At 65.9% G+C, this 12597-nt stretch carries 11 protein-coding genes; all 11 read right to left on the minus strand.

The window, feature by feature from the left end:
- Positions 1-24: 24 nt before the first annotated feature.
- Positions 25-867: a DMT family transporter gene (locus AC56KW_RS06720; protein ID WP_497170227.1), complete on the minus strand. Its 843-nt coding sequence runs from the start codon at positions 865-867 to the stop codon at positions 25-27.
- Positions 868-980: 113 nt separating this feature from the next.
- Entirely contained in the window at positions 981-1484 is a 504-nt protein-coding gene (locus AC56KW_RS06725) for a peroxiredoxin (RefSeq protein WP_497169966.1), read from the minus strand.
- Between the two features lie 331 nt (positions 1485-1815).
- Positions 1816-3015: a cell division protein FtsZ gene (gene ftsZ, locus AC56KW_RS06730; protein WP_497169967.1), complete on the minus strand. Its 1200-nt coding sequence runs from the start codon at positions 3013-3015 to the stop codon at positions 1816-1818.
- 160 nt (positions 3016-3175) lie between these two features.
- Complete coding sequence (gene ftsA, locus AC56KW_RS06735; protein WP_005668243.1) at positions 3176-4408, minus strand: cell division protein FtsA; 1233 nt, start codon at positions 4406-4408, stop codon at positions 3176-3178.
- A 13-nt stretch (positions 4409-4421) separates the two neighbouring features.
- Complete coding sequence (locus AC56KW_RS06740; protein WP_497169968.1) at positions 4422-5270, minus strand: cell division protein FtsQ/DivIB; 849 nt, start codon at positions 5268-5270, stop codon at positions 4422-4424.
- 6 nt (positions 5271-5276) lie between these two features.
- A complete protein-coding gene (locus AC56KW_RS06745; protein WP_497169969.1) occupies positions 5277-6248 on the minus strand; it encodes a D-alanine--D-alanine ligase in 972 nt (323 codons plus the stop codon).
- Positions 6249-6251: 3 nt separating this feature from the next.
- On the minus strand, positions 6252-7640 hold the full coding sequence (gene murC / locus AC56KW_RS06750; RefSeq protein WP_497169970.1) for a UDP-N-acetylmuramate--L-alanine ligase: 1389 nt from the start codon (positions 7638-7640) through the stop codon (positions 6252-6254).
- Positions 7637-8716, minus strand: a complete 1080-nt coding sequence (gene murG, locus AC56KW_RS06755; protein ID WP_497169971.1) for an undecaprenyldiphospho-muramoylpentapeptide beta-N-acetylglucosaminyltransferase — start codon at positions 8714-8716, stop codon at positions 7637-7639. The genes murC and murG overlap by 4 nt, the downstream gene beginning before the upstream one ends.
- Positions 8713-9930, minus strand: a complete 1218-nt coding sequence (ftsW, locus tag AC56KW_RS06760; protein WP_497169972.1) for a putative lipid II flippase FtsW — start codon at positions 9928-9930, stop codon at positions 8713-8715. The genes murG and ftsW overlap by 4 nt, the downstream gene beginning before the upstream one ends.
- Positions 9930-11426: a UDP-N-acetylmuramoyl-L-alanine--D-glutamate ligase gene (gene murD / locus AC56KW_RS06765; RefSeq protein WP_497169973.1), complete on the minus strand. Its 1497-nt coding sequence runs from the start codon at positions 11424-11426 to the stop codon at positions 9930-9932. Before murD ends, ftsW begins: the two co-directional genes overlap by 1 nt.
- A gap of 1 nt (position 11427) precedes the next feature.
- Positions 11428-12597: a phospho-N-acetylmuramoyl-pentapeptide-transferase gene (gene mraY / locus AC56KW_RS06770; protein WP_497169974.1), complete on the minus strand. Its 1170-nt coding sequence runs from the start codon at positions 12595-12597 to the stop codon at positions 11428-11430.

Raw genomic sequence — 12597 nt, forward strand, 5'->3', positions numbered from 1 at the left:
GGAGCGACAAAGCGCTTGGGCCGGCTATGGATGTTCCGCTTCGGTGTGGTCTTTTTCGTGGCGGATCAGATACAGGCCGCTGCCGATGATGATCGCCGCGCCGACCAGCGTCCAGCTGTCGGGCAAGGCTCGCCACAGCAGCCAGTCCAGGCCCACGCCCCAGGCCAGGGCCGAGTATTCGAACGGCGCCACGCTCGAGGCCTCGCCGCGCGAAAACGCTTCGGTGATCGCCAGCTGGCCGACGAAACCCGATACCGCCAGCCCGCACAGCAGCGGGATCTCGGCAGCCGGTATCGGCACCCATGTGGGCGCCGCCAGCAGGCCGGCGCCAACCGAAATCATGACGATCAGCCAGAACACCGTGTGCTCGCTGCGGTCGGAGCGCGCCAGCACCCGCACCGTGATCGCCGACACCGCATAGCAGGCGGCGGACGCCAGCACCGACAGCCCGCCAATGGTGAGAAATCCGGCGCCGCTCGGACGCAACACCACCAGCACGCCACACAGGCCGACGCCGATCGCCAGCCAGCGCGCCAGGTTGACGCGCTCTTTCAACAACAGCACCGACATCGCGGTGATCAAGGCCGGCGCAATGAAGAAGATCGAATAGGCCTCGGCCAGCGACAGCTTCTTGAGGCCGAAGGCGAAGAAGGCCAGCATCAGGATCCCCAGCAGGCCGCGCAGCACGTGCATCGGCCAGCGCACCTGGAATATTCCCTTGAAGGCGCCGCGCCAGGCCACGTAGAGCGCGATCAGCGGCAGGGAGCACATCGCGCGCAGCGCCGCCACCTGCATCGCCGGATAGCGCGCGGCCAGGAGCTTCATCGCCGTGTCCATCAGGGCGAACATGAACACGGCGAGCAGCATCGCGTAGATGCTGTACAGGTTTCCGGACGGGCGCTTCACGGCGTGCCTCTTTCTTTGATGGGAACAAAAACGGCGCCGTGGCGCCGTTGATCGATGGCGGGACCCGGAACGAATCAGCCGAGTTTCTGCAGCATCGACTCTGCGCTCGAGGCATCGATGCCCTTGGCGTCGATGTCCAGGGTCTTGACCACGCCGTCTTCGACCAGCATCGAATAGCGCTTCGAGCGCGTGCCCATGCCATGCGCCGAGAAGTCGTTGTCCAGTCCCAGCGCCTTGGTGAAGGTGGCGTTACCGTCAGCCATCATGCGCACCACGCCTGTGGCTTTCTGGTCGCGGCCCCAGGCGCCCATCACGAAGGCGTCGTTGACCGAGATGCACCAGATTTCGTCGACGCCCTTCGCGCGGATGTCGTCGGCGTGCTTGACGAAGCCCGGCACGTGCTGCACCGAGCACCCCGGGGTGAACGCGCCCGGCAGGCCGAAGATCACGATCTTCTTGCCCTTGACCAGGTCCGCCACCTGGAAGGTGTTCGGACCCAGGCTGCAGCCTTCGGTTTCGTTCTCGATGAATTCCGCGAGGGTGCCTTCCGGCAGGCGATCGCCGATCTGAATGCTCATGTGTGCTCCTGTTGATGTTTTGTGAATCTTGCCATTATCGCCGATCTGACGTGGGTGCGCTGCGATGGTGGCATCTTGCCGCCCGCGGCCGCCCCCGGCTGCGCCACGTCGTACCCGCCAAGGCGAATACCCAGGGCCGATGCGATGCGCCGGGGTTTGACGATCGTGGCGGCGCGTGCACACTTGGGTTCCCGCCCTGGGCGGAACGGCGCTCTGGTGGCGCGGGTCGGGGAACGACGCTCTGGAGGACGCCGGTCGCGGGTGATGCCGGCGCTTCGCAAACAAAAAGGCCAGCTTGCGCTGGCCTCTTCACTACCACGACAGTCCCGGTTCAGTCGGCCTGCTTGCGCAGGAACGCCGGAATGTCATAGGTCTCGACGCCATTGCGCTGCATCGCCTGCACCTGCTCCGATGCCTGCTCGCGGCGCCACACGGCCGGCTGCTTCATGCCGCCCAGGGCGTCGGCGCTGGCCTTGCCCGCGGTCAGGCCGCCGGCGACGGCCGCCGCGCCCTGCATCACCGGCACATCGTAGGTGCCGGTGCGCATGGTCTGTTGCGGCTGGACCAGCTGGATCGACTTCTTGTTCTTGCCCAGGCCCGTCGCGACCACGGTCACGCGGATCTCGTCGCCCATGGCGTCGTCGTAGGCGATACCCTGTGCGATCGAGGCGTCCGGCGCCGCGAAGGCGCGCACGGCGGCCATGACTTCCTTGATTTCCTTACCCTTCAGGCCACGGCTCGCGGTCACGTTGACCAGCACGCCCTTGGCGCCCGACAGGTCGATGCCGTCCAGCAGCGGCGAAGCGACGGCCTGTTCGGCGGCGATGCGCGCGCGGTCGACACCGGCGGCGGTCGCGGTGCCCATCATGGCCTTGCCCTGCTCGCCCATGATGGTCTTGACGTCGTTGAAGTCGACGTTGATGTGGCCCGGCACGTTGATGATCTCGGCGATGCCGGCCACCGCGTTGTTGAGCACATCGTCGGCGTGCTTCATCCAGTCGAGCATCGATTCGTCTTCGTAGATGTCTTCGAGCTTTTCGTTGAGGATGACGATCAGGGAGTCGACGTGCTTGGTCAGCTCTTCGAGGCCTTCCTCGGCCACGTCCATGCACTTCTGGCCCTCGTACGAGAATGGCTTGGAGACGACGGCCACGGTCAGGGCGCCCATGGTCTTGGCCACTTCGGCCACGATCGGCGCGGCGCCGGTGCCGGTGCCGCCGCCCATGCCGGCGGCGATGAACACCATGTGTGCGCCGCGCAGGGCGTCCTCGATGCGCGAACGCGATTGCTCGGCGAGCTGGCGCCCGACCTCGGGACGCATGCCGGCGCCCAGGCCCGAGTCGCCGATCTGGATGATGTTGTTGGCGCTGGAAACGGCCAGTGCCTGCGCGTCCGTGTTTGCGGCGATGAACTCGACACCGGACACACCTTTGTTGATCATGTGCTGAACCGCATTGCCGCCGGCGCCGCCGACGCCAACGACCTTGATCACGGTTCCCAGTGCTGCGTTATCGACCATATCGAACTCCATGATGAACTCCCTAATTTTCAGAATGCGGTTCCAGGGAAGAGGCCTTGGCGTTGCTGGTTCGCTGCCTCAAACCGGTAACTGCGATTGTATGTAAAAACTTGTAATCCGTGATGAATTTTCGCTACCTAAATTGTTACCAAGTGCTTTATTTGTGCATGAATCAGAAGTTCCCAGCGATCCACTCCTTCATTCGTTGCCAAACCGCCTTCACCGATCCGTCCTGGCGCGTGACGATGTGTCCGCGCAGGTACTGCTTCTTCGCTTCGAGCAGCAGGCCGAGCACCGTCGCATAGCGCGGGCTGCGTACCACGTCGGCCAGCTGGCCGCGATAGTCCGGCGTGCCGAGGCGCGCGGGTTTGAGGAAGATGTCTTCCGCCATCTCGATCATGCCGGGCATGATCGAGCTTCCGCCAGTGAGGACGATGCCCGAGGACAGCACGCCTTCATAGCCCGATTCGCGCACGGCCTGGTGCACCATGGCGAACAGTTCTTCCACCCGGGGCTCGATCACGGCAGCAAGGGCCTGGCGCGACAATGCGCGCGGGCCGCGGTCGCCGAGACCTGGCACTTCGAGTGTCTCGCCCGGGTCGGCCAATACCTGCTTGGCTACGCCGTAGCGGATCTTGATGTCCTCCGCTTCGCCGGTCGGCGTGCGCAAGGCCATTGCGATGTCACTGGTGATCTGGTCGCCGGCGATCGGGATGACCGCCGTATGGCGAATCGCGCCGTCCGAGAACACCGCGATGTCGGTGGTGCCACCGCCGATGTCGATCAGGACCACGCCCAGTTCTTTTTCATCGACCGTCAGCACCGCGTCGGCGGACGCCATCGGTTGCAGGATCAGGTCCGAGACCTCGAGTCCGCAACGGCGCACGCACTTTACAATATTTTGTACCGCTGACACCGCACCGGTGACGATGTGCACCCGTACTTCCAGTCGAATGCCGCTCATGCCGATCGGCTCGCGTACGTCTTCCTGGTTGTCGACGATGAATTCCTGCGGCACCGTGTGCAGCAATTGCTGGTCGGTCGGGATGTTGACCGCCTTCGCGGTCTCGATCACGCGGGCCACGTCGGTGGCCGTCACTTCCTTGTCCTTGATCGCCACCATGCCGCTCGAGTTGAACGAGCGGATATGGCTGCCGGCGATGCCGGCGTAGACGTTGCGGATCTTGCAGTCCGCCATCAGCTCGGCTTCTTCCAACGCGCGCTGGATCGACTCGACGGTGGCCTCGATGTTGACGACCACGCCCTTCTTCAATCCCTTCGACTCGTGCTGACCCAGCCCGATCACCTCGTGGCGTCCGTCGGACATCACCTCGGCGACCACGGCCACCACCTTGGAGGTGCCGATGTCGAGGCCGACGATCAGGTTTTTCGCGTCTTTTGTCATTGCTGTTGCCTGCTCAGATTTGCTTGGTTGTTTTATTGGGTGTTGCTTGCTTGTTAGCGTTCGTTGCTTCTTTGGGCTGCTTGGCCGCCTTGACCGGCTTGGTCGCGTCCACCGGCACCGTGAGCGCCGCCGACGACAGGGCCAGCCCGTTCGGATAGCGCATATCGATCGTGTCGATACGGCCCTCCCGCAGCCGGGCGACCAGCTGCGGGTAGACGCCGACCAGGCGCTGCACGCGCTTACGCAGCGTGTTGCGGTCCTGCTCGCGTCCCAGTGCGACGCTCATGCCGTTGTCCAGCTTCACGGTCCAGGCATACCGGTTCGACAGCGCCAGCTCCTGCGGCACCAGTTCCACCTGCGCGAACGCCGTGCGCAAGTCGTTGAAGCGGGCCAGCACTTCCTTCTCGCTGCCGACCGGGCCATCGAAGGCCGGCAGGGCCTGCTCATCCTCGGTCTCGGCCACGTTGGCGGTGAATACATCGCCTTTCACCGACAACAGGCGTCCGTCGTCGCCCCAGGTGCCGAGGGCCTCGTGTTCCTCGACCTCGACCACCAGCGCGTTGGGCCATTCGCGGCGCACCGTGGCGCGGCGTACCCAGGGCACGGTTTCAAACGTCGCGCGCACCTGTTCGAGATCGGCGGTGAAGAAGTTGCCGCGGATTTTGCCAAGCACGCCGTTACGCACGGTCAGTTCGTTCACGTGCTTCAGGTCGATCCCGTACATGCTCTCGACCGTCACCGAGCCGAGCGAAAACATCGGGCGCTGGGACAGCCACCACACGCCGGAAATCAGGGCGGCGAGCACCGTCACCGCCGTGAGGAAGCTGGCGGTCGCGTTGAGGGCCCGGACGTCATGCCACATCTGGTTTTATCCTCTTGCCTTCTGGCCCATCTTGAGCCGCGCCGAACGCAGGATCTCGACGCACAGGTCTTCGTAGCCGATCCCGACCGCGCGCGCCGCCATCGGCACCAGCGAGTGGGTCGTCATGCCGGGCGAGGTGTTCACCTCCAGCAGGAACGGACGCATATCGCTCTCGCGCACCAGCACATCGACCCGTCCCCAACCCTCGCAACCCAGGGCGCGGTAGGCGTTCACCGCATGGCGCTGGATCTCGTGGGTCAGCTCCTCCGGCAGCGGCGCCGGGCAGTGGTATACGGTGTCGTCGGTGAAGTACTTGTTCTGGTAGTCGTACTTGCCTTCCGGCGCCACGATCTCGACGATCGGCAGCGCGCGGGCGGCAGCGCCCTGCCCCAGCACCGCGACCGTGAATTCGCGGCCGGTGACGAATTCCTCGGCCAGCACCGCTTCGTCCATGCTGGTCACCAGCGCGACTGCTTCTCGCAACTGATCGGCCTGGGTGACCTTGGTGATGCCGATGCTCGAGCCTTCCAGCGGCGGCTTGACGATCAGCGGCAGGCCGAGGTCGGCCACCACCGCATCCAGGTCGGTATCAGGCCCGATGGTCACGTAGCGCGGGGTCGGCACGTTCTCTTGCAGCCAGATCTTCTTGGTGGTGATCTTGTCCATGCCGACGCTGGACGCCATCACGCCGCTGCCGGTGTACGGAATGCCCAGCAGTTCGAGGGCGCCCTGCAGGCTGCCGTCTTCGCCGTAGCGGCCGTGCAGCGCGATGAACACGCGGTCAAAACCTTGCTCGGCCAGTTCGGCCAGGCTTTGCGTGCCCGGGTCGAAGGCATGGGCATCGATGCCGCGGCTCTGGAGGGCGGCCAGGACGCCGGAGCCGGAAATGAGCGAGATCTCGCGTTCGGCGGAGCGTCCGCCGAACAGCACGCCGACCTTGCCGAAAGCCGCTGCGTCAAGCGTAGGGGTGGTGGTCACGATTCAGCCTTTTGCGTTGGTCAGTTGGTTCGGGACGCCGCTGATCGAGCCGGCGCCCATGGTCAGCACGACGTCACCGTCGCGCGCCACATTCAAAATGGCGGTCGCCATGTCGGCGATCGCTTCCACGAAGATCGGTTCGGTCTTGCCGGCGGTGCGCAGCGCGCGCGCCAGGGCGCGGCCGTCGGCGGCCACGATCGGCGCTTCGCCGGCCGGGTACACCTCGGCCAGCAGCAGCACGTCGGGCGTGGCCAGCACTTTCACGAAGTCCTCGAACAGGTCGCGGGTGCGGCTGTAGCGGTGCGGCTGGAAGGCCAGCACCAGGCGCCGGCCCGGATACGCTGCGCGCGCGGCGCTGAGCGTCACCTCGGTCTCGACCGGGTGGTGGCCGAAGTCGTCGACCAGGGTGAAGCTGCCGCCAGCGGCCAGCGGCACCTCGCCGTAGCGGGTGAAGCGGCGCCCGACGCCACGGAATTCCAGCAGGCCCTGGGCGGTGGCGGCATCCTCGACGCCGATCTCGCGCGCGATCGCGATCGCCGAGCAGGCATTGAGCACATTGTGCATGCCGGGCTGGTTCAGCACGAACTTGGTGTCCGGATAGCCTTCCTGGCGCACCGTGAAGTGCATCTGCGTGCCTTCGGCATAGGCGTCCAGCGCGCGCACCTCGGCTTGTTCGGAGAAGCCATAGGTGGTGACCGGCTTGGTCACCTGCGGCAGGATCGAGCGCACGTGAGGATCGTCGATGCACAGCATCGCACGGCCATAGAACGGCATGCGGTGCGTGAAGTTCACGAACGCGGCCTTCAATTTCTCGAAGTCGTGTTCATAGGTGTCCATGTGGTCGGCGTCGATATTGGTGATGACTTCGATCATCGGCGACAGGTTCAGGAACGACGCGTCCGATTCGTCGGCTTCGGCCACGATGTATTCGCCGCTGCCCAGGGCCGCGTTGGCGCCGGCCGCCGTCAGGCGCCCGCCGATCACGAAAGTCGGATCCAGCCCGCCGGCGGCCAGCACCGACGCCACCAGGCTGGTAGTGGTGGTCTTGCCGTGGGTGCCTGCGATCGCGATGCCGCGCTTCAGGCGCATCAATTCGCCGAGCATGATCGCGCGCGGCACGATGGGCGTCTTGTTGGCGCGGGCGGCGATCACCTCGGGGTTGGCTTCGTTGACGGCGGTCGAGGTCACGACGACGTCGGCGCCGGTGACGTTCTCGGCCTGGTGGCCGAGGTGCACCGTCGCGCCCAGGCCGGCCAGGCGCGCGGTGGCGGCATTGCTGCCCAGGTCCGAGCCCGACACCTGGTAGCCGAGATTGAGCAGCACCTCGGCGATGCCGCTCATGCCGCTGCCGCCGATGCCGACGAAATGAATGTTCTTGATCTTGTGTTTCATTGATGCTGCCCTGCCAATCGTTCGAGTTCGTGCGCGATCGCCTCATTGGCGTCGCGCTTGCCCACGCGGGCAGCCGCCTGCGCCATCGCCAGGCACTGTTCGCGCGTCGTTTGCAGCAGGCTTTTCAGCCGCTGCGGATTCAATTCGCCCTGCGGCAGGTGGACCGCCGCGCCCTGGGCGTCCATCCACACCGCGTTGTCGCGCTGGTGGCTGGTGGTGCTGGCCACGAACGGCACCAGCACGCTGGCCACGCCGGCCGCGGTCAGTTCGGACACCGTGATCGCGCCGGCGCGGCAGATCACCAGGTCGGCGTGCGCATACGCGCCAGCCATGTCATCAATGAAGTCGACCACGTTTGCGTTGACACCGGCCTCCAAATAAGCCGCGCGCAGCGCGTCGATATTCTTCTTGCCCGATTGGTGGGTCACGATCGGACGCAGTGCGGGATCGATCAGCTTCAGGGCCGCCGGCACGCCGTCGTTGAGCACTTTCGCGCCCAGGCTGCCGCCCACGACCAGGACCCGCAACGGACCGCCGCGGCCGGCGAAGCGTTCGGCAGGCAGCGCCAGGTCGAGGATTTGCTGGCGCACCGGGTTGCCTGTGACCACCGCCTTGCCGGCCGCCTTGCCGAAGTCGGCGGGAAAGCCGAACAGGACGCGCTGGGCCACCGGCGCCAGCGTCTTGTTCGACAACAGCAGCGCGGCATCGGCATTGACCAGCGCCAGCGGCACGCCGCGCGCGCGCGCCATCATGCCGCCGGGGACGGTCACGTAGCCGCCCATGCCCAGCACCACGCTTGGCCTGCGCGCGGCCAGGTAGCGGCGGCAGGTCGCGAAAGCGGCCGCCATCTTGAAGGCGCCGCTGATCGTATGCCGCAGGCCCTTGCCGCGCAGGCCGGCGAAATCGATCGTGTCCATGTCGATGCCGGCTTTCGGCACCAGCTCCGTCTCCATGCCGTGGGCCGTGCCCAGCCAGCTCACTTCCCAGCCGCGCGCGCGCATGGTCTGCGCGATCGCGATCCCGGGGAAGATGTGGCCGCCCGTACCGGCAGCCATGATCATCAGGCGCTTGCTCATGTCCTGCCCCCGCGCATGCGCACCCGGTTCTCGTAGTCGATGCGCAGCAGGATCGCCAGGCCGATGCAGTTGAACATGACGCCCGAACCGCCAAAGCTCATCAAGGGCAGGGTCAGGCCCTTGGTCGGCAGCAGGCCCAGGTTCACGCCCATATTGATGAAGGTCTGCACACCGATCCAGATGCCGATGCCCTTCGCGGCCAGGCCGGCGAAGGTCTGGTCCAGTGCGATCGCCTGGCGCCCGATGTCGAAGGCGCGCTTGACCAGCCAGTAGAACATCGCCACCACGACCAGCACGCCGACCAGGCCCAGTTCTTCGCCGATCACGGCCATGATGAAGTCGGTGTGCGCTTCCGGCAGGTAGTGGAGCTTCTCGACCGAGGCGCCGAGGCCCACGCCGAAGAATTCGCCGCGGCCGAAGGCGATCAGCGAGTGCGTCAATTGATAGGCCTTGTCCAGCGCGTTGCCCTCTTCCCACGGGTCGAGGTAGGCGAACATGCGCGCGCGGCGGAACGGCGACAGCGCGATGATCGCGCTGAAGATCACCACCAGCAGCGCCCCGATGCCGCCGAACCAGACGATATTGATCCCGCCCAGGAACAGGATGCCCATGGCGATGCAGACGATCACGCCGAAGGCGCCCAGGTCAGGCTCGAGCAGCAGCAGGGCGCCGACCAGGCCGATCGCGACCATCATCGGCAAGAAGCCCTTCGTGAGCTTGTGCATGTATTCCTGCTTGCGCACCGTGAAATCGGCGGCGTACAGCACCACCGCGATCTTCATGATCTCGGACGGCTGCAGGTTCATGACTTTCAGCGACAGCCAGCGGCGCGCGCCGTTGACCGACACGCCCACGCCCGGGATCAAAACCACGACCAGCATGACCAGGGTGACGATGAACAGCATCGGCGCGTATTTCTGCCACACCGCGATCGGAATCCGGAACACGACGGCGGCGGCGACCATCGACACGACGATGTACATCGCTTGGCGGTACAGGAAGTATTCGTTGCGGTCTTCCAGGTAGCGGAACTTGGGCGAGTCGGGCAGCGCGATCGAGGCCGAATACACCATCACCATGCCGAGCAGCATCAGAAGCAGGGTGACCCACACCAGCGGCTGGTCGTAGTCCATCATCTTCGATGGCTTGCTGCGGCCGTCGACGGTGGCGTCGGAGGCGGCGCCGGAAAATTTGAAAGGGAGCTGGAAGGCCATCAGATTTCCTGTCCCCTGTCCAGGGCGATCTCGCGGACCGTATCGACGAACACCTGCGCCCGATGCGCGTAATTGGTGAACATGTCGAGGCTGGCGCAGGCCGGCGACAGCAGCACGGCGTCGCCGGGACGCGCCAGGCCCGCGGCGCGGCGCACCGCCTGCGGCAGGTCGTCCAGGTCGAAGGCCGGCACACCGGTCGGTTCGATGGCGGCCCGCACGGCCGGCGCGTCGCGGCCGATGAGCAGCGTGGCGCGCACGTAGCTTGCCACCGGCTGCGCCAGCGGCGCGAAGTCCTGGCCCTTGCCGTCGCCGCCGGCGATCAGGAGGATCTGCTGCTCGGCGCCGGCGAAGGCCTTGCCCAGGCCCATGAGCGCGGCCACGGTGGCGCCGACATTGGTGCCCTTGCTGTCGTCGTAGTAGTCGACGCCGTCGATGGTGGCGACCAGTTCGACCCGGTGCGGCTCGCCGGCGTACTCGCGCAGGCCGTGCAGCAGCGGCGCCAGCGGCAGGCCGCAGGCGCGGCACAGGGCCAGCGCGGCCAGTGCGTTCGAGGCGTTGTGCAAGCCGCGGATCTTGAGGGCGTCGGCCGGAATCAGGCGATTCACGATCGCCTCCACCGGCTCGGGGACCTCGCCTTTCTTGCGTTTCTTCTCGATTTCTTCGCCCGGCACGGCGTTCGCCAGCCACAGCACGCCGCGCTCTTCGAGCAGGCCGAAGCTGTTGGCGTGCACCGGTGCGTCGGTGCCGAAAGTGAAGGACGGCGATTCGGCTGCCGCCATGCGCATGACGCCTGCATCGTCGCGGTTCAGCACGCGCACGGTGTCGGTACCGAAGATGCGCGCCTTGTCGGCCGCATAGGCGTCCATGCTGCCGTGCCAGTCCAAGTGGTCCTGGGTCAGGTTCAGCACCGTGGCGGCGTCGGCTTGCAGGCTGAAGGTGGTATGCAGCTGGAAGCTCGACAGCTCCAGCACCCAGGCCTGCGGCAGCGCGTCGGCGTCAATGCTTTCCCTCAGCACGTCCAGCGCCGCCGGGCTGATATTGCCGGCCACGCGCGTCGTCAAGCCGGCGCGGCGGCACAGCAGGCCGGTCATGCTCGTTACCGTGGTCTTGCCGTTGGTGCCGGTGATCGCGATGATTTTCGGCGTGTAGCCAGTTTTTTCGCGCAGGTGCGCTAGCGCCTGGGCGAACAATTCGATCTCGCCCCACACCGGCACGCGGCGCTCGGCGGCGGCCGGGATGATCCCGGCCAGCTCGCGATCCGGCGCCAGGCCTGGGCTGACGGCGACGAAGTCGACGCCGTCGAGCAGCGCGGCATTGAAGTCGCCGCCCACGAATTCGGCATCGGCCACGGCGGCGCGCAGCGCCGGCAGGCGTTGCGGCTCCCCGCGCGTGTCGGCCACGCGCACGCGTGCGCCGGAGCGCGCCAGCCATTGCGCCATCGCCAGCCCGGATTCGCCCAGGCCCAGTACCAATGCGTGTTTGCCGTCGTAGTTCATCTCAGCGCAGTTTCAACGTCGACAGGCCGACCAGGATCAGCATCATGGTCACGATCCAGAAGCGGACCACGACCTTGGTCTCCTTCCAGCCCTTTTGTTCGAAATGGTGGTGCAGCGGCGCCATCAGGAACACGCGGCGCCCGGTGCCGTAGCGCTTCTTCGTGTATTTGAACCAGCTGACCTGGATGATCACCGACAGGGTCTCGGCCACGAAAATGCCGCCCATGATGAACAGGACGATTTCCTGGCGTACGATGACGGCAATGGTGCCGAGCGCGCCGCCCAGGGCCAGCGCGCCGACGTCGCCCATGAACATCTGCGCCGGGTGCGCGTTATACCACAGGAAAGCCAGGCCGGCGCCGGCCATCGCGCCGCAGAAGATCAGGAGTTCGCCCGCGCCGGGGATATACGGGATCAGCAGGTATTTCGAGAACGTCACGCTGCCGGTCAGGTAGGCGAACAGGCCCAGGGCGCCGCCCACCATCACGGTCGGCATGATCGCGAGGCCATCCAGGCCGTCGGTGAAGTTGACCGCGTTGGACGAGCCGACGATCACGCAATAGGTCAGCGCGATGAAGCCCCACACGCCCAATGGATAGCTGATGGTCTTGACGAAGGGGACGATCAGGTCGGCCTTGGGCGGCAGGTCCATCGAGAAGCCGGACTGCACCCAGGCGTAGAACAGCCCCACCGCTTCCCATGGCGAGGCGGCCGACAGCGCGAACGCCAGGTACAGCGCCGACGTGATCCCGACCAGCGACATCCAGAAGTATTTCTCGCCCGAGCGCATGCCTTCCGGGTCCTTGTAGACCACCTTGCGGTAATCGTCGACCCAGCCGACGGCGCCGAAGCCGAAGGTCACCACCAGCACCGGCCAGATCAGGCGGTTCGACAGGTCGCACCATAACAGGGTCGAGACGCCGATCGCGATCAGCACCAGCACGCCGCCCATGGTCGGGGTGCCGTGCTTGGTCAGGTGGCTTTGCGGACCGTAGGTGCGCACTGCCTGGCCGACCTTCAGTTCGGTCAGCTTGCGGATGACCACGGGGCCGGCAACCAGGCCGATCGTGATGGCCGTGATGGTGGCGAACACCGCGCGGAACGTGATGTAGTTGAACACGCGCAGCGGTCCGATGTAGTCCTGGAAGTATTGTGCGAGCCAGAGAAGCAT

The sequence above is a fragment of the Telluria sp. RT2P19 genome (genome assembly GCF_059685725.1).